General features: G+C 71.9%; 16 protein-coding genes. 6 read left to right on the top strand and 10 right to left on the bottom strand.

The window, feature by feature from the left end; translation table 11 throughout:
• Positions 1-114: 114 nt before the first annotated feature.
• The 7 genes from JW613_RS17365 to JW613_RS17335 form a co-directional block, all read right to left on the bottom strand.
• Positions 115-819 (bottom strand): alpha/beta fold hydrolase, encoded by a 705-nt coding sequence (locus JW613_RS17365; RefSeq protein ID WP_209211714.1) that lies wholly within the window; start codon positions 817-819, stop codon positions 115-117.
• A gap of 18 nt (positions 820-837) precedes the next feature.
• Positions 838-2292 carry an amino acid permease gene (locus tag JW613_RS17360; RefSeq protein WP_099878447.1) on the bottom strand — a complete coding sequence of 485 codons (1455 nt, stop codon included), beginning with the start codon at positions 2290-2292 and terminating at the stop codon, positions 838-840.
• A gap of 163 nt (positions 2293-2455) precedes the next feature.
• Positions 2456-4009, bottom strand: coding sequence for an acyl-CoA synthetase (locus tag JW613_RS17355; RefSeq protein WP_209211713.1), 1554 nt, complete (start codon positions 4007-4009; stop codon positions 2456-2458).
• A gap of 38 nt (positions 4010-4047) precedes the next feature.
• Positions 4048-5154 carry an NAD(P)H-dependent flavin oxidoreductase gene (locus JW613_RS17350; protein ID WP_209211712.1) on the bottom strand — a complete coding sequence of 369 codons (1107 nt, stop codon included), beginning with the start codon at positions 5152-5154 and terminating at the stop codon, positions 4048-4050.
• Positions 5155-5279: 125 nt separating this feature from the next.
• Positions 5280-6905: a serine/threonine-protein kinase gene (locus JW613_RS17345; protein ID WP_209211711.1), complete on the bottom strand. Its 1626-nt coding sequence runs from the start codon at positions 6903-6905 to the stop codon at positions 5280-5282.
• A 204-nt stretch (positions 6906-7109) separates the two neighbouring features.
• Entirely contained in the window at positions 7110-8300 is a 1191-nt protein-coding gene (locus tag JW613_RS17340; protein WP_209211710.1) for an acyl-CoA dehydrogenase family protein, read from the bottom strand.
• A 101-nt stretch (positions 8301-8401) separates the two neighbouring features.
• Positions 8402-9700: an amidohydrolase gene (locus JW613_RS17335; RefSeq protein ID WP_209211709.1), complete on the bottom strand. Its 1299-nt coding sequence runs from the start codon at positions 9698-9700 to the stop codon at positions 8402-8404.
• 202 nt (positions 9701-9902) lie between these two features.
• On the opposite strand from JW613_RS17335, the gene JW613_RS17330 reads away from it, so the two are divergent.
• Both JW613_RS17330 and JW613_RS17325 read left to right on the top strand, forming a co-directional pair.
• Positions 9903-10097 (top strand): hypothetical protein, encoded by a 195-nt coding sequence (locus JW613_RS17330; RefSeq protein ID WP_099878458.1) that lies wholly within the window; start codon positions 9903-9905, stop codon positions 10095-10097.
• Positions 10098-10121: 24 nt separating this feature from the next.
• Positions 10122-11717: a P-loop NTPase family protein gene (locus JW613_RS17325; RefSeq protein WP_209211708.1), complete on the top strand. Its 1596-nt coding sequence runs from the start codon at positions 10122-10124 to the stop codon at positions 11715-11717.
• A gap of 32 nt (positions 11718-11749) precedes the next feature.
• Here the strand turns inward: JW613_RS17325 and yczR are convergent, their stop codons facing one another.
• The gene (gene yczR, locus JW613_RS17320; protein WP_209211707.1) at positions 11750-13399 is read right to left on the bottom strand and encodes a MocR-like transcription factor YczR; all 1650 of its coding nucleotides are present in this window, start codon (positions 13397-13399) and stop codon (positions 11750-11752) included.
• A gap of 47 nt (positions 13400-13446) precedes the next feature.
• On the opposite strand from yczR, the gene yczE reads away from it, so the two are divergent.
• Together yczE and JW613_RS17310 are read left to right on the top strand one after the other, a co-directional pair.
• The gene (gene yczE / locus JW613_RS17315) at positions 13447-14211 is read left to right on the top strand and encodes a membrane protein YczE (protein WP_372447953.1); all 765 of its coding nucleotides are present in this window, start codon (positions 13447-13449) and stop codon (positions 14209-14211) included.
• Between the two features lie 22 nt (positions 14212-14233).
• On the top strand, positions 14234-15046 hold the full coding sequence (locus JW613_RS17310) for a glycerophosphodiester phosphodiesterase family protein (RefSeq protein ID WP_209211706.1): 813 nt from the start codon (positions 14234-14236) through the stop codon (positions 15044-15046).
• Positions 15047-15074: 28 nt separating this feature from the next.
• On the opposite strand, the gene JW613_RS17305 is transcribed toward JW613_RS17310, so the two are convergent.
• Entirely contained in the window at positions 15075-15911 is an 837-nt protein-coding gene (locus JW613_RS17305) for an alpha/beta fold hydrolase (protein WP_209211705.1), read from the bottom strand.
• 198 nt (positions 15912-16109) lie between these two features.
• Between JW613_RS17305 and JW613_RS17300 the strand changes: the two genes are divergently transcribed.
• Entirely contained in the window at positions 16110-17516 is a 1407-nt protein-coding gene (locus JW613_RS17300; RefSeq protein WP_245225801.1) for an MFS transporter, read from the top strand.
• A 310-nt stretch (positions 17517-17826) separates the two neighbouring features.
• Positions 17827-18216 (top strand): RNA polymerase-binding protein RbpA, encoded by a 390-nt coding sequence (locus tag JW613_RS17295; protein ID WP_099878464.1) that lies wholly within the window; start codon positions 17827-17829, stop codon positions 18214-18216.
• A gap of 134 nt (positions 18217-18350) precedes the next feature.
• On the opposite strand, the gene fxsA is transcribed toward JW613_RS17295, so the two are convergent.
• Positions 18351-19028 (bottom strand): FxsA family membrane protein, encoded by a 678-nt coding sequence (gene fxsA, locus JW613_RS17290; RefSeq protein WP_209211704.1) that lies wholly within the window; start codon positions 19026-19028, stop codon positions 18351-18353.
• Positions 19029-19054: the final 26 nt, after the last annotated feature.

The raw sequence follows: 19054 nt of genomic DNA, 5'->3' as shown, positions 1-19054 counted from the left end.
GGGGCCTCCCGGCCGCAGCCCGGGGAGGCACGCCGAACCGGCCCAGGGCCGGGCCCGGTTCGGCGCCGCCGGGCCGCTGTGTGGCGGCTGGGTAACCGCCGCCGAGGGGAGGGTTCAGTCCTCCGCCAAGAAGTCCAGCACCGCCTTGGTGAACTCCATCGGGCGGGCCTCGTGGACGAGATGGCCGGCGCCGTCGATGGTCAGGACGCGCGCGTCGGGCATCCGCTCGGCCATCAGGTGCAGGTCCTGCTGCGGAAGGTGGCTGCCGTCGCCACCGCCCAGCAGCAGGGTGGGAGCGGTGATGGCACCGAGCCGGTCCCACCACCGCGGATCGGGGTCATTGCGCTGCCGGGCCCACTGGACCTTCACCTCCCAGTCGAAGGCGGGGATGCCCGGTGGCGGTTCCGGCACCTCCTGCGGCGGCTGGAGGGGGCGCATGGCTCCGGTCTCCTCCAGCACCAGTCGCTCCACCCGCTCGGGATGCTCCTGGGCGAACAGATAGGCGACGACGGAGCCGAAGGAGTGGCCGACGACGATCGCCTTGTCGATGCCGAGCTCGTCCAGGAATCCCCGCAGGTCACCGACGAAGTCGTCCAGGGCGTAACTGCCGGGCCAGTCGCTCTCACCGTGTCCGCGCAGATCGAGCGCATGGACGGGATGCCGGCCGGCCAGGCCCGAGATGAGCGGACCGCGCCAGTCCTCGCCGTCCTCACCGAGGCAGTGGAGCAGGACGACGGGGACTCCCACCTCGGCTCCCCAGGAGCGATAGCTGAGCCGGATCCCGCCCGTGCGAACCGTCTGCGTTCCGTTTTCGCTCATACGGGGGACCGTACCCCGCTACTCGTCCCGCTTCCCCGAGGAGGGCGGCAGGGTGTCGGCAGGGCGCTTGGCCAGCTCGGACCTGCGGTAGGAGTAGCCGAAATAGACGATCAGTCCGACGGCCAGCCAGATGGCGAAGCGCAGCCAGGTCTGCCAGGTGAGGTAGGTGGTCAGCCAGATCGAGAACACCACCCCGAGCGCCGGGGTGACGGGCATTCCGGGGACCTTGAAGGTGCGCGGCAGGTCGGGCCGCCGGTAGCGCAGGACGATGACGGCGACACAGACCACGACGAAGGCCAGCAGGATGCCGATGTTCGTCAGTTCGGCCGCCTCCTCGATGGGCAGGAATCCCGCGATGACGGCGGAGACGCACCCCACGATCCAGGTGACGCGCACCGGCACATGGCGCACCGGGTCGGTCTTGGCGAACCACTTGGGCAGCAGCCCGTCGCGGCTCATGGAGAACCAGACGCGGGTGACGCCGAGCATGAAGGTGAACATCACGGTGAGGATGCCGATGATGGCGCCGACGGCGATGACATCGGCGATACCGCTGAGCCCGACCGACTTGAACGCGGTGGAGAAGCCGCTCTCGGGGTCGATGTCCTTGTAGTTCTGCATACCGGTCAGCACCAGGCAGACGGCCACGTACAGCACCATGGAGATGGCCAGTGAGTAGATGATCGCCTTGGGCATGTGCCTCTGGGCGTCCTTGGACTCCTCGGCCGCCGTACTCATCGCGTCGTAGCCGAAGACCGCGAAGAAGACGGTCGCGGCCCCGGTGAACGCGCCGGTGATGCCGAAGGGGAAGAACGGGTGGTAGTTGCCGGTCTTGACGTGGAAGACGCCGACCACGATCACCAGCAGGACGACCGCCACCTTGAGGGCGACCACGATCAGCTCGAAGCGGGCCGCGTTCTTGATGCCCAGGGTGAGCAGATAGGCGATCAGCAGGCACAGCACCGCGGCGAACAGGTCGACGCGGTGCCCGTCGCCGGTCCCGGGTGCGCCGAGCATCCAGGTGGGCAGTTCGAGACCGGTCTCCCCCAGCAGGAAGGAGAAGTAGCCGGAGATACCGATGGCCACCACCGCGACGATGGCCGTGTACTCCAGCAGCAGGTCCCAGCCGATGAACCAGCCGCCGAGCTCGCCCAGCACGGCGTAGCCGTAGGTGTAGGCGGAGCCCGCCTTCGGGATCAGCCCGGCGAACTCGGCGTAGGAGAGCGCGGCGCACGCGCTGGCCAATCCGGCGACGAGGAAGGAGATCAGCACGGCGGGGCCCGCCTTGCCGTTGGCGACCGTGCCCGCGAGGCTGAAGACACCCGCTCCGATGATGCCGCCGACGCCGATCGCGGTCAGATGCCGCAGGCCCAGGGTACGGGACAGCTGCGGTCCGGCCCCGCCCTCGGTGTCCTCGATGTGCTCGATGGGTTTGCGGCGCAGTACGCCCTCGCCGCTCCAGAGCCCGGCCATGGGTCCTCCTGACGTTGGTGCGTATGACGGCGTCGCCATGGGCAGCACCCACGACGCCGCGTGATCATCATGGCCGCGCCAGGAAGGGGTGAAAAGTGACCACGAGGTTTCTCTCAGGCATGGCTCCCAGACGTACCCGTCCGGTCCCGCGAAGCGACGCCCGTCACAGTGGCCGTTCGCGTTCCCTCCAGTACGGTTCTCGCAGTCTGCGCTTGTAGAGCTTGCCGTTGGGGTCGCGGGGCATCGCGTCGGTGAAGTCCACCGTTTTGGGGCATTTGTATCCGGCGAGTCGTCCCGCGCAGTGGTCCAGGATCGCCGCCGCGAGCTGCGGCCCGGGCCGATGGCCCGGCGCCGGCTCGACGACGGCCTTGACCTCCTCGCCCCAGTCGTCGTGCGGCACCCCGAAGGCGGCCGCGTCCGCCACGGCGGGGTGGGTGAGCAGCGCGGCCTCTATCTCGGCGGGATAGATGTTCACTCCACCGGAGATGATCATGTCGATCTTGCGGTCACGGAGGAAGAGATAGCCGTCCTCGTCCAGATATCCGAGGTCGCCGACCGTGAAGAAGTCCCCGATCCGGTTGCTGCGCGTCTTCCCCTCGTCCTTGTGGTACGAGAATCCGCCGGTGCTCATCTTCATGTAGACGGTGCCCAGCTCCCCCGGCCCCAGCCGGTTGCCCTCCTCGTCGAAGACCGCCAGCTCGCTGATCGGCCAGGCCTTGCCGACCGTGCCGGGCTTCTTCAGCCAGTCCTCCGCGGTCGCGAACGCTCCGCCGCCCTCGCTGGCGGCGTAGTACTCCTCCACACAGCCTCCCCACCACTCGATCATGGCCCGCTTCACATGGTCGGGGCAGGGCGCGGCCCCGTGGATGGCGTGCCGCATCGAAGAGACGTCGTACGCCGCGCGCGTCTCGTCCGGCAGCGCGAGCAGCCGGTGGAACTGTGTCGGCACCATGTGCGTGTGCGTACAGCGGTGGCGGTCGATCAGCCGCAGCATCTCCTCGGGCTCCCACTTGTCCATCACCACCAGCCGGTGCCCGATGTGCAGCGCCGCTGCCGCGAACTGGAGTACGGCGGTGTGGTACAGCGGGGAGCACACCAGATGGACGTTGTCGTCGAACGGCTTGATGCCGAAGATGCCGAGAAAGCCGCCGAGATGCGTCTCCTCCGGTCGCTTGCCCGTCAGCGGCCGCCGGATGCCGCGCGGGCGGCCCGTGGTGCCCGATGTGTAGTTCATGACCCAGCCGTTGGTGCGGTCCCGGTCTGCCGGGGCCTCCCCCGATCGGCCGCGCAGCAGATCGGCGTACGGCCGGAAGCCGTCGATCCGCCCGATGGCGTAGCGGTGGGAAGGGGGCACCTTCGCCTCGTCGGCGGCCGCTCGCACGGTCTCCCCGAAGCGGGCGTGCGCCAGCAGGAGCTTGGCACCCGAGTCGGAGAGGATCCAGGCGATCTCCGCACCCACCAGATGGTGGTTGACCGGGACCATGTAGAGGCCGGACTGGGCGGCGGCCAGATAGGCGGCGATGAACTCCGGGCCGTTGGGCAGGACGGTCGCGAAAGCGTCGCCCTGCGACAGGCCCGCCGCCGCGAGGGCGTGCGTGAGTTTGTTGCACTCCTCGTGGAGACGGGCCGCGGACCACGTGGTGCCGTTCGGCGCGACGAGTACGGTGCGCCCCGGATCGCGCTGGGCCTGGGCCCAGAACCCGTTGGGTGCGTCCACCTTGGTTCTCCTTTCGGACGGGGTTCGAACCAAGCCCCTCAGTGCCGGTCCGCGATGGCGTTGAGCCGGGCGAGCGCGCGGTCGAAACCGCGGGTGAGGTCGTCGACGACGGCCTGCACGGACCGCTCGCTGTCCATGGAGCCGACGATCTGCCCCACGGGGGTGCCCAGCAGCGGCTCCACCTCCCACCGTTGGATGCGCGAGTTGGCCTCGGCCACCAGCAGGCCCTGCAGGGGCATCGGCAGGGGGCCCGGCCTGCCCTCCCCCGCCTCCCAGGCGTCCGTCCACGCGGTCCGCAGCAACCGCGCGGGTTTTCCGGTGAGCGCCCGCGACCGCACCGTGTCCCCCGGCCCGGCGGCCAGCAGCTTGCGGGTCAGTGCGCGCGAGCCCAGGTCGGCCTCGGTGGTCGTCAGCCACACCGAGCCGAGCCAGGCGCCCTGGGCGCCCAACGCCAGTGCGGCGGCGAGCTGTTCGCCGCTGCCGATGCCGCCTGCGCACAGCACCGGCAGCGGATCGACGGCACGCACCACCTCGGGGGTGAGGACCATGGAGGCGATCTCCCCGGTGTGGCCGCCCGCCTCGTACCCCTGGGCCACCACGATGTCGATGCCGGCTTCCTTGTGCCGCTCCGCGTGCCGGGGGCTGCCGGCCAGCGCCGCGACCGGTATGCCGCCGCGGTGCGCCCGTTCGACGACGTCGGGCGGGGGCGAGCCCAGCGCGTTGGCCAGGAGTTTGACGGGGTAGTCGAAGGCCACGTCCAGCTGGCTGCGGGCGACGCTCTCCATCCAGCCGGTGATGCGCCAGCCGCTCCGTTCGCCCTCCGGGAGTTCGGGTACGTCGTGTGCGGCCAGGATGTCGCGCACGTACTGCCGGTGCTCCTCAGGGATCATCGCCTCGATCTCGTCCTCGGTGACCCCTTCGACCTTCTGGGCCGGCATCACCACATCGAGGCCGTAGGGCAGCCCGTCGGTGTGCGCCTCCAGCCAGTCGAGGTCGCGTTTGAGGTCGTCGGCGGCGCCGTAGCGCACGGCGCCGAGCACGCCGAAGCCGCCCGCGCGGGTGAGGGCCGCCGCGACGGCGGGGAAGGGCGTGAAGCCGAAGATGGCGTGCTCTGCTCCCAGCTGTCTGCTCAGCTCCGTCTGCATGGGCGGCAGGATGCCGCAGCGGCGCCGCCGAGGGAAGACATTTTCTGATGCCGCGTCAGATAACCGCCGCCCGTCCCCCCTGCCGCGCTCCCGGCCGCGCTCCCGGCCGCTCTTCCGACCGCGGTTCAGCGCCTGCGCGCCAGTTCCCGGTAGACCTCGGCCGCCTCCCCCGGGCGGCCCAGCCGCTCCAGGCAGTGCGCCTCGTCGTTCCGGCTGGCCGCCGTCGCCGGGTCGTCGGGACCCAGCACGCGTTCGCGGACGGCGGTCACCTGCCGGTGCACCTCCAGCGCCTCCGCCCAGCGGCCGAGCCGCCCCAGCGCGTGGCCGAGCTCGTGCCGGACCGCGAGCGTGTCGGGATGGTCGGGTCCCAGCACCGCCGCGCGGCCGGCGGCGGTGCGCGCGTACTCCTCCAGCGCCGCCGCGTGGCGGCCGAGCCGGGCGAGCGCCGAGCCGGTCTCGTAGCGGCCGGCGAGGGTGTCCGGGTGGTAGGGGCCGAGCAGCCGCTCACGCTCGGCGGCGACCGCCCGATGGACCTCGTACGCCTCCTCCCAGCGGCCGAGCCGCCCCAGTCGCAGCCCGGCGTTGTGCCTGCCGGCCAGCACGGCGAGCCGCTCGCGCGGCGGCCGTACGCGCGAGGCCTGTTGCGGTATCCGCGGCGCGGCGTGCGGGACGGCCTCATGGGTGACGTCGGCGCCCTCGGGCGGGGAGGGGAAGGGATCCACGTCTTCGGTCCACCGTCCGCTCAGCCGGCTCAGCTCCGCGGCCGGCGGTGCGGCCGGGGTACGCGGCGCGAGGGCGCCGCCCGCCGGCAGCCCGCCGTCCATGCCGCGTGTCCACGGCGGCATCCACAGCGGCGCCACAGGGGGCGTCACCGCGGCGCCCGGTCCCGCACCGGGGAGGTGAGCCCGCGCAGCGGCGAGTTCGTCCGCCAGCGCGGCGGCGTCGGCCGGGCGTTCGTCCGGCGCTTTGGCCAGCAGCCGCAGGATGGCGGTCTCCAGCGGTGGCGGCAGCTCGGGGCGGTGGGCCCGTGGTGGGACGGGCGGGGTGTCGCGGTGGCCGACCAGCACCGACCAGGGGTCGCCGCCCTCGAACGGCGGCACCCCCGTGGCGATCTCGTAGAGGACGCAGCCGAACGAGTACAGATCGCTGCGGTGGTCGACGGCGGAGGCCGCAATCTGTTCGGGCGACATGTAGTGCGGGGTGCCCATGGCGATGCCGGTGCCCGAGAGCTTGGCGGTGAAACCGATGTCGTGGGCGAGGCGGGCGATGCCGAAGTCACAGATCTTGACGGCCCCGTCCTCGGTCCGCATGACGTTGGCCGGCTTCAGATCGCGATGGACGACACCCTGGTCGTGGGTGTAGGCCAGGGCTGCGGCGACCTGTTCGGCGACGTCCACGACCTCGGCCACCGGAAGCGGCTGCCGCTTGTTGTCCTCCAGCAGTTGGCTGAGATTGCGTCCCTCCAGCAGCTCCATGACGAGATAGAGCCGGCCGGCGTCGTCCCCGAAGTCGTGCACCACCGTCACCCCCCGGTGCTGCAGAGCGGCGGCGACGCGTGCCTCGCGCCGGAAGCGTTCGCGCAGGACGCGCAGGAACGCCTCGTCGTCCCGCCGGGCCAGTGGTTTCAGGCATTTGACGGCCACCCGCCTGCCCAGCGACTCGTCGCGTGCCCGCCACACTTCGCCCATACCGCCGCGTCCCACAAGATCGAGCAGCCGGTACCGGCCATGGATCAGGGTGCTGTGCGCCATCCCTGCTTTCGCCCCCGTCGTTGCCGCTCTCGTCCCTCCCCTGTCTGCCCAGTATGGCTGCCTCGTTCCTGCGTGTGTATGCCAACCGATGGCGAGGTGTACGCGTTTGACTGGTTCGATGTGGTACTGACGTGTACGGCCGTGTTCCATGGCGTGCGTGGGGCGGAAGTTGAGCCCGTGTGCCGCGGTCGTACGCCCCGCGCCTCAGCGTCGTACGCGCGGCATGCCCAGCCCGATCCAGGAGATGATCTCGCGCTGGATCTCGTTGTTGCCGCCGCCGAAGGTGAAGATGACGGCGCTGCGGTAGCCGCGCTCCAGTTCACCGCCCAGCACCGCACCCGCCGAGCCCTCCTGGAGGGGGCCCGCCGCGCCGACGACCTCCATCAGCCAGGCGTAGGCGTCGCGGCGCGCCTCGCTGCCGTACACCTTGACGGCCGAGGCGTCGTACGGGGTGAGCGTGCCCTTGTCGAGGGCGTCGACCATCTGCCAGTTGAGCAGCTTCATCGCGTCCAGCCGGGCGTGGGCGCGGGCCAGCCGGGTGCGCACCCAGCCCAGGTCGATGACGCGGCGCCCGTCGGCGAGCTTGGTCTGCCGCGCCCAGCGCCGGGTGTTCTCCAGGGCGCGTACGGCCATGGTGCCGTGCGCCGCGAGGGTGACCCGTTCGTGGTTGAGCTGGTTGGTGATCAGCCGCCAGCCGCCGTTCTCCTCGCCGACCCGGCGGCTCGCGGGCACCCGTACGTTCTCGTAGTAGCCGGCTGTCGTGTCGTGCGAGGCGAGCGTGGTGATGAGGGTGCACGAGTAGCCGGGGTCGCTGGTCGGTACGAGCAGCAGGGTGATGCCCTTGTGCGGCTCGGCGTCGGGGTCGGTGCGCACCGCGAGCCAGACCCAGTCGGCGGTGTCCCCGTTGGTGGTCCAGATCTTCTGCCCGTTGACGAGGTAGTGCCCGGTCTCGGTGTCGCCCTCGCGTACCGCGCGGGTGGTGAGGGAGGCCAGGTCGGTGCCCGCGTCGGGCTCGCTGTAGCCGATGGCGAAGTCCAGTTCGCCGGAGAGGATGCGGGGCAGGAAGTACGCCTTCTGCTCGTCGGTGCCGAAGCGCATGAGGGTGGGTCCGACGGTGTTGAGCGCCATCAGCGGCAGTGGCACACCGGCCTGTGCCGCCTCGTCGAAGAAGATGAACTGCTCGACGGCGCTCATCCCGCGACCGCCGTACTCGCGCGGCCACCCCACGCCCAGCCACCCGTCCCGGCCGAGCTGCCGCACGGTCTCGCGGTAGAAGCGCTTCTGGGCGGACGGCTCCGCGTACCGGTTGTGCGCGTCCTCGGGTACGAGCCGGGCGAAGTACTCCCGCAACCGCGCGCGAAGCTCCTGCTGTTCGGTGGTGTATTCGAGGTACACGGTCCCCTCCGCTCCACGACGGTGTGCCGATGGCGGCGCACACAGTAGAACGTGTTCCACCACAAGGGAATGCCCGCCGCGCTCCCGGACGGTGGCGGGCCTCAGCCCTCCACACCCCTCGGGCGCGGGGCCAGCCAGGCGAGGGAGGCGGTGACCAGGGCGCGGACGCCCGTGTCGAGGGTGGGCTGGATCACCGGGGCGAAGCGGGAGCTGTGGTTGCCGGGGATGTCCTGGTTGACCGTCCCGGCACGCTCGGCCTTCCGGTAGCTGTCCGGATCGGTGCCGCCCAGGCCCCAGTAGGTGCTGGGGCAGCCGAGTCCGGCGGGAAGTTCGCCGAAGTCCTCGCTGGCCGGTACCGGCTCCGTGGTACGCGCCCGGTCCTGGCCGAAGTAGGCCGCGAAGGCCTCCGCGACCCGTTCGGTGGCCTCGGTGTCGTTCTCGGTCACGGAGAACTCGCTGAGCGTCTCGAACTCCGGTTCGTGCTCGACACCGGAGGCAGCACACTCCCCGACGACGATCCGGCGCACCGCGGCCAGGACCCGGGAGCGGGTCTCCTCGTCGAAGCTGCGGATGTTGAGCTGGATCTCGGCGCTGTCGGGGATGATGTTCGGTCCGCTGCCCGCGTGGATCGCCCCGACGGTGACCACGGCCGGCGTGGTCGCGGCGGTCTCCCGGGCGACGACGGTCTGCAGCCGGACGACGGTCATCGCGGCCAGCACCACCGGGTCGAGGGCCCGTTCGGGCATGGAACCGTGTCCGCCGCGCCCGCGGAAGGTGACCCGCAGGCTGTCGGAGGCCGCCATCATGACACCCGCCCGGGTCAGCAACGTCCCCGCAGGCGCGGGCAGCACATGCTGGCCGAGCGCCACATCGGGCCGGGGGATGCGCCGGGCCAGCCCGTCGTCGACCATGGCGCGGGCGCCGGAGCCGTTCTCCTCGTTCGGCTGGAAGAGCGCCACGAGGGTGCCCCGCCAGGCGTCGGTCTCGGTCGCCATCAACCGGGCCGCGCCCAGCAGACAGGTGACGTGGACGTCGTGGCCGCAGGCGTGCATGACGGGGTGCTCGACGCCGTCCGCGTCGGTGCCGGTCGCGGTCGAGGCGTAGGGCAGTTCGGTCTGTTCGCGTACGGGCAGCGCGTCCATGTCGGCGCGCACCAGGACGGTGGGGCCGTCGCCGTTGTGCAGCACTCCGACCACCCCGGTCCCGCCGATCCCCTCGGTGACCTCGTAGCCCCACTCGTTCAGCGCCTGGGCGACATGGCCTGCCGTCCGCCGCTCCTGGAAGCCGAGTTCGGGGTGCTGGTGGAGGTCCTTGTAGAGGGATTCGAGGCTGTCGCGGATGTCGGACAGTCCGGCCAGCACCGCGTCCGCGGCAACGGTCGTGGGGTCTTTGTCGGGCATGGGGGAGGCCTTTCCTCTGCGAGGGGGTGCCACGAGGTGGGTGAGCGCCACGGGGTGGGGCTTCCACCAGGAGTGCGACAGCGACACGACCCGTTCAGGGGCGTTAGCCCATGAATCACCCAGTTGCCCGTTTCGTATGATCCGTCCGATCTGTGAAGCTGGTGAGACTCATGGTGACCGTCCCCTACATCAGGAGTGACTGGTGATTCTCTCGATCTCGGGCGTCGTGCTGCTTGGCTTGATCGTCTTCCTCTTCTTCCGCAAGGACAACCTCAAGGTCTCCCACGCACTCGTGTGCGCCCTCTTCGGCTTCTACCTGGCGGGCACCGCCATGGCACCCAGCATCAAGGCGGGAGGCGAGAGCCTGGCGAGCCTGCTCGGCGGGCTCAAGTTCTAGCGGGCGGGCCGGGAGGAGTCGGGCGTGGGGCGGTGGGCGATGCGGTCGCGGTGGAACGCGCGGAAGGCCGTGCGGGCCGGGACCGACTCGGCGCTCGACGTCCTGCACCCGCTGCTCGTCCTCGGCCGAGGAGCGCACCGTCTCGCGGGGTGGGGACTGGCCTGGTGGACGCGGACGCCCCGGGAACGGCGCGGTCCCACGCTGTTCGCGGTGGCCGCGTGCGGAGTGCTGCTGTGGCTGCTGCCGTACGGGCCGATGCTGATGGGGCTCGGGCTGCTGGGCACCACCGCCTGGTACGGGCGGCAGAGCGCGGCCGGGCCGGACGGCTCCCGTGCGGCCCCCACCGCTGTGGAGCGCGCACGGCTGCAGGCGCTGTACGAGGCGCTGGTGCCGTACTTCGCACTGGAGGGCGACCCGCACCCCGAGCCGCTGTACGCGTACGACGGCGGATGGGAGCGCGCGTTCGAGGAGTTCGTCTTCCGGGACGGCCGGATCAGCGGACTGCTGCTGCGCTACCCGCCCTCCTTCCGCGACGGCGAGCTCGCCGCGCGACTGCGGGTCGAGCGTCTGCTGGCGGCCAAGACGGGCCGTGGCCGCGAGTACCGCTTCTGCTGGGACGAGGAGTGCAACCTGCTGGAGATGACGGCTCTGGAGCCGTTGCCCACCCGCATCCACGCCCAGCCGTTCGTGACCGCGCCCGGTGAGACGGTGCTCGGCTTCACCGACGGCTGCGAGATCCACAGGACGGTGCCGGTCCACTTCCTCGGCGAGCCGGCCCCCCGTGACGTACCGCCGGTGATGTGGCGCACCGGCCCCCGCTCCACGGAGCAGCACCTGCTGGCGGTCGGCACACCGGGCTCGGGCACCAGCTCACTGTTGCGCTCGCTCGCCCTGCAGGCACTCGGCCGCGGCGAGGTGCTGATCGTGGACGGCGACGGAGGCGGCGAGTTCGCGAGCTTCGCGGCGCGGCACGGGGTGCTCGGCGTGGAGACCACGCTGCCGGGCGCGCTGACCGCGCTGGAGTGGGCGGCGCGGGAGACGGAGCGCAGGCTGCTGAGCGCCGGCCGGGCGCGGCAGCGCGGCGAGAACGTCCCGGAGGACGTACGCCGACCGCTGTGGGTGCTGGTGGACCGCCCCGCTGCGCTCACCCATCTCGCGCGGACGGAGGGCCGGACCGATCCGCAGGAGCTGCTGCGGATGCCCCTGCGGCACGGCCGCGCCGCGGGAGTGACCGTCGCGGTGGCCGAACAGTTCGAGGGCGCGGAGGAGTTGGGGGACGCGGTACTCACCTTCACCAGGGCGCGGGTGGTGCTGGGAGCGGTCTCGCCCGAGCAGGTGGGCGGCGTCCTGGGCGAGGCGCCGCAGACCGGCCCGCCCCTCGGCGTGCCGCCCGGCCGGGGCTTCGCCCGGCTCGGTCACGGCCCGGTGCTGCGGCTCCAGGTCCCCGCCACCCCGGACCCGCAGGACGAGACGGCGGGCGAGGCCGAGCGCAACGCGGTCCGGGAGCTGCTGCCCGAGCCGGTACGCGGCCCCGGCCCCGGTCCCGCCCAGGACCGGGGCGGGAGCGGGCAGTCGGCGGACGTGCAGCTTCCCGCACCGCCCGCCGGTCGGGCCACATAGGCAGCGCCGGTCACACCCCGTACGGCAGTCGGTCAGGCCACGTAGGAGCGGGGCAGGTCGGAGGGGGTCGGCGCGCCCGACCGCACCAGGTCGGCGGCGGCCGCCAGGCGGGACGCCGCCTCCCGGGCGAGCGGCTCGGCAATGGTGAACGGGAGCCGTACGAACCCCTCGAAGGCGCCGTCCACACCGAAGCGCGGACCCGACGGCACCCGCACGCCGAGCCGCTCGCCCGCCTCCGCGATCCGGGACCCGGACAGGCCCCCGGTGCGGACCCACAGAGTGAGGCCACCGTGCGGCACGGTGAACTCCCAGTCGGGCAGCTGGTCGCGCAGCGCGGCCGTGAGCGCCTCGCGGTTCTCCCTCGCCCGGACCCGGCGCTCGGTGACGGCCTGCTCCCAGCCCGCTCCGTTGAGCAGTTCGGCGACGGCGAGCTGTTCGAGCACGGGGCTGCCCAGATCGACGTAGGCGCGCGCCGCCGTGAGGCTCCGGATGATCTCGGGAGCGGCCCGGATCCAGCCGATCCGCATGCCGGCCCAGATGGACTTGCTGACCGAGCCCACCGTGATGACGGCCGAGCCGCCAGGATCGAAGGAAGCCATGGGCGGCGGCATCTCCAGCCCCGGGGAGCCCGTGCTCGGCGTCCCCGTGGCGCCGGGCGGGCCCAGCGGCAGGTCCGCCATGGTCTCGTCGGCGATCAGCACGGTGCCCGCGGCGCGCGCCGCCGCGACCAGCTCGCGGCGCTGTTCGACACCGGCGAGCGCGCCGGTGGGGTTGTGGAAGTCCGCGACGACGTACGCGAGGCGCGGCGCGGCCTCCCGCAGGGTGCGGTGCCAGGCGGGCAGGTCCCAGCCGGCGAGGTTGCCCGCCATGGGGACGGGGACGAGGCGGCCACCCGTCTCGCGCAGCAGCTGCAGCACATTCGCGTAGGAGGGGTGTTCGACGGCGATGCGTTCCCCGCGCGGGACCAGCATCCGCGTGAGGGCGCCGACACCGCCCAGCGCTCCGGTGGTGACCATGATCTGCTGCGGCATCGTGGGCACGCCGAGCGCGGTGTAGCGGTCGGCCAGCGCCTCGCGGAGCACGGGCAGGCCCGCCGGGTAGTCGCCATGGGTGTGGGCGTAGGGCGGGAGGGCCGCCAGTGCGCTCTGGAAGACCTCACCCATCAGCTGCTGGGCGGGCAGCGCGGCACAGCCCAGATCGATGACGGTGCCCTCGTTCTCCGGCGGGAGGGGGTGGAGGCCGCGGGTGGGCAGCGGCTTGCCCGCCGGCACGGTCGTCCAGCTTCCGGAGCCGCGGCGGGACTCCAGGAACCCGTCGGCGCGCAGCGCCTCGAAGGCGGCGGCCACCGTCGTGCGGCTCACCGACAGTGCCGCGGCCAGCTCCCGCTCGGCGGGCAGCCGGGTCGCCACAGGAATCCGGCCCTCCAGCACGAGGAGGCGCAGCCCTTCGGCCAAAGAGCGGTAGGCGGGCACTCTCCGGGTGGCCTGGGCGGTGCCCGTACCGAGCACCCCGGTGGCGGCCGACGCTTCGGCCGTGCCCGGCACATCCGCAGTGCCCGCAGTGCCCGCCGGGGACGAGCTCTCCCGTGCTGCGGCCCCCGGGGTCTCCCGCCGCACGCTGTGCTGCGAGCCGAGGAGCCGCGCGAGCTGTGCGGCCCCCACGGCGGAGTTCCAGTGCGCCATTGTTCGGTCCACCTCTCCTGGATTGGCCGTTGAAATGGCCTGCTTCCATGCCACAGGGTGCCACGAGACAGTCCACTGGCACGAGAAGGGGTAGGTCTTTGTCCATTTCCAGGGGTTCTGACAAGGGATCCGGCATAGGTTCCGACAAGGGTTCCGGCAGGCAGCTGTTCCGCCGGCTCACCCAGCTGTACGTGGGGCTGCTGCTGTACGGCGCGAGTGCGGCACTCATGGTGCGCGCGGGCCTGGGGCTGGACCCCTGGGACGTCTTCCACCAGGGCATCTCGGAGCGCAGCGGACTGTCGATCGGCACGGTCACGATCATCGCGGGCGCGGCGGTGCTGCTGCTGTGGTGGCCGATGCGCGAGCGTCCCGGTCTGGGCACCGTCTCCAATGTCTTCCTGGTCGGCCTGTCGATGGACGCGACGCTGTGGCTGCTCCCCCACGTGGACGCGCTGACCTACCGCGTGCCGCTGCTGCTGTCGGGCGTGGTGCTGAACGGCGCGGCGACGGGACTGTACATCTCGGCCCGCTTCGGGCCTGGACCCCGTGACGGGCTGATGACCGGGCTGCACAAGATCACGGGTCGCTCGATCCGGCTGGTGCGGACGGGGATCGAGGTGGTGGTCCTGCTCACCGGGATCCTGCTGGGCGGCTCGGCCGGGGTGGGCACGGTGCTGTACGCGCTGGCGATCGGCCCCCTCGCCCAGTTCTTCCTCCGCGTCTTCGCCCTGCCGGACAGCGCCGGGACGGGCGAGGGATCGCGGGTGGTGGCCCGCGGCGGCGAACCGGAAGGCACCGTACTGCGCGGCTGAGGACTGCGGCGATACTGCGGCGGTGACGAACGTACCCGCCGACAGCGCCCACTTCCCCTCCCCCGGCCATCCCCCCGTCCATCCGTTCCTCGACGCCGCGGCACCACTGGCCTTCGCGCACCGGGGCGGTGCGGCCTCCGGACTGGAGAACACCCATGCGGCCTTCTCCCGCGCCGTGGAGCTCGGCTACCGCTACCTGGAGACCGATGTGCACACCACTGCGGACGGCGCGCTGGTGGCCTTCCACGACACCACCCTGGAGCGCACCACCGACTGCAGCGGCCCCCTCGCCGAGCTCGGTTGGGCCGAGGTGAGCCGGGCCCGGGTGGCGGGACGCGAACCGATACCGCTCTTCGCCGAACTGCTGCGCGCCTTCCCCCGCGTGCGCTGGAACATCGACGTGAAGTCCGAAAGAGCGCTCGTCCCCCTGCTGGAACTGCTGGACGGTGAGGCGGCCTGGGACCGGGTGTGCGTGGGCTCGTTCAACGAGGCGCGTGTGGCCAGAGCGCGTGCGCTGGCCGGGCCCCGGCTGCTGACCTCGCTGGGCACCAGCGGCGTACTCGCACTGCGGATGCGCTCCCTCAAGCTCCCCTGGAGGCTGCGCGCGGGAGCGGGCTGCGCGCAGGTGCCCGAACGGCACGGACGGCTCCGGGTGGTGGACCGCGCCTTCGTGCGCGCCGCGCACGAGCGGGGTCTGCGGGTACACGTGTGGACGGTGAACGACCCGGAACGTGCCGCGGCCCTGCTGGACCTGGGCGTGGACGGCATCATGACCGACCAACTGGAGATGCTGCGCGACCTGTTCGCCCGGCGCGGCCTCTGGCGCCACCAGTGAGCCACCGGCCGGCAGCGGGAGGGGGCCGTCAGCCGGGCGTACGGTCCAGGAAGCCGCCGACCGCCCTGGCGAAGCCGTCCGGGTCGTCCTCGTACAGCCAGTGGCCGCAGCCGGGGAAGGTGACGAGCTCGGTGTGCGGACGCTCCGCCACCATCCGCTGTGCAACCCGCGCGGAGAGCATGAAGCTGTCCTCCGCGCGCAGCAGCAGCGCGGGCTGGTCGGAGGCACGCCAGTACCCGCTCAGGTCGCCCGCGAAGGCGCGCTGCGAGGCCATCATGTCGCCGGTGTCGAACAGCAGGCCCCAGCCGTCCTCGAACGGCACCGCGCTCTGCAGGAAATAGCCCGCGTCCGGAACGCCCTGGGCCTCGATCGCGGCGCCGAGCGCCTGCCTGCTGGGGGCGCGGCGCGGCCAACGCGAGCAGTCGAGCACCGGGTGTGCCTCCGGCTCCTGGTTGAGCACGGTCATATCGGCGACGAGCAGCGCGCGAACCCGCTCGGGGGCGCGGGCCGCCAGGGTGAAGGCGACGGCGCCGCCCATGGAATGGCCCAGTACGGCGGCCGACGGGATGCCCAGCACCTCCAGCAGGGCCGCCGCGTCGTCGGCGTACGCCTCGGGAGAGAAGTCCTCGGCCCGGTCGGAGCGGCCGTGCGAGCGCTGGTCGTGGGCGATGACGCGGTAGCGGCCCGCCAGGGCGCGGGCCAGCGGGGCGAAGATCCGGCCGCGCCCGAAGTGGCCGTGCAGGGCGAGCAGCACCGGCCCGGGGCCGCCGCTGTCGAGACAGGCGATCCGGCGCCCGGCGACGACGATATGGTGCTCGGTCAAGTCCGGTGCTGCGGCTTTCGGTTGGCCGGGTTCGGCGGGCACGGTGTGCGAACTCCTCGGTTTGCGGTGTTCGGGGCGCCGCCAGGATGCCAGGCCGCCGCCGGTGGCCGCGCGCGACTTTCCGGGCGGTGGGAGCCGGGCTGTAGTCTCCCCGGGCCGGTTGCGAAGATCGTCGGCGTTCGAGGGTGGTCGAGGCCGCCGGCAGCAGCCCGCACGACGGGTCGACGGGGAGGAACGGGGATGGGAACGGTCGCACCGGATACGCCGGACGCGCCGCGGGTGCCGGAAGGAGGCGCGGAACCGGAGGAGTTGACGACGCTGCGGGAGCGCCGCCGCGAGCAGCGCGGCTGGTACTTCTACGACTGGGCGAACTCCGTCTTCTCCACGAGTGTGCTCACCGTCTTCCTCGGCCCCTATCTGACCGAGGTCACCAAGGCCGCCGCCGGCGCGGACGGCTATGTGCACCCGCTGGGGATACCGGTGCGGGCCGGCTCGTTCTTCCCGTACGCGGTGTCGGCGTCCGTGCTGCTGTCGGTGCTGGTGATGCCGCTGGCCGCGGCGTTCGCCGACCGCACGGGCCGGAAGAAGCCACTGCTGGGCGCCGCGGCCTATCTGGGGGCCGGGGCGACGACCGGGATGTACTTCCTGGACGGCGACCGCTATCTGCTGGGCGGTGTGCTGCTGGTGGTGGCGAACGTCAGCTTCGCCGTCTCCATCGTGCTCTACCACGCCTTCCTGCCCCAGATCGCCCCGCCCGAGGAGCGGGACGCGGTCTCCTCGCGCGGCTGGGCCTTCGGGTACGGCTCGGGGGCGCTGGTGCTGGTGGCCAACCTGGGGCTGTTCCTGGGGCACGAGTCGCTGGGTGTCACGGAGTCGACAGCCGTACGCATCTGCCTGTCCTCCGCAGGGGTGTGGTGGGCCGTCTTCACGATCGTCCCCCTGCTGCGGCTGCGGGAGCGCCCGGCCGTCGCGGGCGCACCGGGCGGGGCCGGGCGGGCGACCTTCGGACAGGGGTTCCGCCAGTTGGCGGGGACGTTGCGCCAGTTGCGCCGCTATCCGCTCACACTGCTGTTCCTGCTGGCCTATCTGCTCTACAACGACGGCATCCAGACGGTGATCACCCAGGCGTCGGTCTACGGCTCCGAGGGCCTGGGGCTGGACCAGACGACACTGATCGGCGCGATTCTGCTGGTGCAGGTCCTCGCCGTGGCGGGGGCCCTGCTGCTGGGCGGACTCGCGGCCCGCTACGGGGCCAAACGCACCATACTGGGGTCGTTGGCAGCCTGGACGGCGACGGTGGGCGCCGGGTACTTCCTGCCGCGCGAGAACCCCGTCTGGTTCTATGCGCTGGCGGTGGGCATCGGCCTGGTGCTGGGCGGCAGCCAGGCGCTGTCCCGCTCGCTGTTCTCGCACCTGGTGCCGGCCGGCAAGGAGGCGGAGTACTTCGCGCTGTACGAGATCAGCGACCGCGGCACCAGTTGGCTGGGTCCGCTGCTGTTCGGACTGGTGTACCAACTCACGGGCGACTACCGGAACGCGATCCTGTCGCTGGTGGTCTTCTTCGCACTCGGTTTCGCGCTGCTGCTGCGGGTACCCGTACGACGTGCGGCAGCGGCCGTGGGCAACGTCGCACCGGGCCGGATTTAGACCTGCGGGTGCTGGGCCGGTAGTGTACGCCTTTGGCCCACCGGATGGACCGTTACTGCACGCCGAAGAGATGCGAACAGTGGGTGACATCTCCTGTCAGTTGTGACAAACCGGTCACCGGGGGGTACCGCAGATCAACGAAGCGGCGGCACGAACAAGCAGCGGCGCGCAGCCTTCCGTCACGGTTGGAGGTGCGTGACGGGTGGGCGATCTCCCCTTGCGGGAATCTTCACCGGCGGCCGGACGTTGACCGGATGACGACGACAGCGACACCTGTCCTGTGGGCGACCAGCCCGGGAGGCACGAATTCATGAGTGAGCGAGCTCTTCGCGGCACGCGACTCGTGGTGACCAGCTACGAGACCGACCGCGGCATCGACCTGGCCCCGCGCCAGGCCGTGGAGTACGCATGCCAGAACGGACATCGATTCGAGATGCCGTTCTCGGTAGAGGCCGAGATTCCAACCGAGTGGGAGTGCAAGGTGTGCGGCGCACAGGCACTCCTGGTGGACGGCGAGGGTCCGGAGGAGAAGAAGGGCAAGCCCGCGCGCACGCACTGGGACATGCTGATGGAGCGGCGTACCCGCGAGGAGCTCGAGGAAGTCCTCGCCGAGCGGCTCGCCGTACTGCGCTCCGGCACCATGAACCTGGCGGTGCACCCCCGCGACGACAACAGCGGAAACAAGCGCAAGTCCGCCTGACCAGGGACAGCGCACCGACACGACACGGCGGGAGGGCCCGGGGTCACACGTTCTCGTGTGACCCCGGGCCCTCCCGTTTCGTTTTAGTTCGGCTGGCTTCGTTCGACCGGCGACCCGTGACCCGCGGTAGCGGGTCAGCGCCCCTGCTGTCCGTCCGCGTCACCCGGCCGGTCGTCGTCGCGCACGACCTCGCCCTGGACGACCTTGCCGTCCGGGCGGTGCATCCGCACCTGCTGCTCGGCCGTACGCGCCTGCTGGTAGGCGTCGCCGAGAGTGCCGGGCGGGAATCCGCTGCGCCGGTCCACGGAGCGCTGCACGGTGCCGCGCAGCAGCTTGGCCGTCGGCGGGAAGAGGCACAGCAGCCCGGCGGCGTCCGAGACGAGCCCGGGGATCATCAGCAGCAGTCCGCCGAGCATCGCCGTTCCGTTGCCACCGCTCTCGGCGGCGGGCCGGTCGGTGGGCTCGCCGCCCCCGCGCGCCTGCTCCTGGGCTCGCTGGACGGTCTCGGCGAGGTTGCGCCAGGCGCGGCGGCCGGCCCGCTTGATCACGGCGGCACCGAGCACGAAACCGCCGGCCAGCACGAGGAAGACCGTCAGCCCGCCCGCCGCCTGACCGAGCAGGGTCAGCAGCCAGATCTCCAGTACGGCCCACAGCGCGACGGCCAGCGGCAGCAGCGTGCGGCCCTTGGACCGAGGCGGCCGGGGCGGAGGCTTCCCGCCGGAGCGGGCCCCGGCTCCCTGCCCCGGTCCGCCGTCTGCACCGTCCGAGCCCTGTCCGTGGGGCTCGTACGGGAAAGGTGCGCGCGTCGTCATTCTTCCAGTGTGCCTGGTGTCACGTA

The organism is Streptomyces smyrnaeus, assembly GCF_017676345.1.
Taxonomy (GTDB): Bacteria; Actinomycetota; Actinomycetes; order Streptomycetales; family Streptomycetaceae; genus Streptomyces; species Streptomyces smyrnaeus.
This window is presented reverse-complemented; position numbering and strand designations above follow the sequence as displayed.

Coding starts and splice junctions, on each gene's coding strand:
- JW613_RS17365 (WP_209211714.1), bottom strand. CDS start 819: ATGAGCGAAAACGGAACGCAGACGGTTCGCACGGGCGGGATCCGGCTC.
- JW613_RS17360 (WP_099878447.1), bottom strand. CDS start 2,292: ATGGCCGGGCTCTGGAGCGGCGAGGGCGTACTGCGCCGCAAACCCATC.
- JW613_RS17350 (WP_209211712.1), bottom strand. CDS start 5,154: ATGCAGACGGAGCTGAGCAGACAGCTGGGAGCAGAGCACGCCATCTTC.
- JW613_RS17345 (WP_209211711.1), bottom strand. CDS start 6,905: ATGGCGCACAGCACCCTGATCCATGGCCGGTACCGGCTGCTCGATCTT.
- JW613_RS17335 (WP_209211709.1), bottom strand. CDS start 9,700: ATGCCCGACAAAGACCCCACGACCGTTGCCGCGGACGCGGTGCTGGCC.
- yczR (WP_209211707.1), bottom strand. CDS start 13,399: ATGGCGCACTGGAACTCCGCCGTGGGGGCCGCACAGCTCGCGCGGCTC.
- yczE (WP_372447953.1), top strand. CDS start 13,447: ATGCCACAGGGTGCCACGAGACAGTCCACTGGCACGAGAAGGGGTAGG.
- JW613_RS17300 (WP_245225801.1), top strand. CDS start 16,110: ATGGGAACGGTCGCACCGGATACGCCGGACGCGCCGCGGGTGCCGGAA.
- JW613_RS17295 (WP_099878464.1), top strand. CDS start 17,827: ATGAGTGAGCGAGCTCTTCGCGGCACGCGACTCGTGGTGACCAGCTAC.
- fxsA (WP_209211704.1), bottom strand. CDS start 19,028: ATGACGACGCGCGCACCTTTCCCGTACGAGCCCCACGGACAGGGCTCG.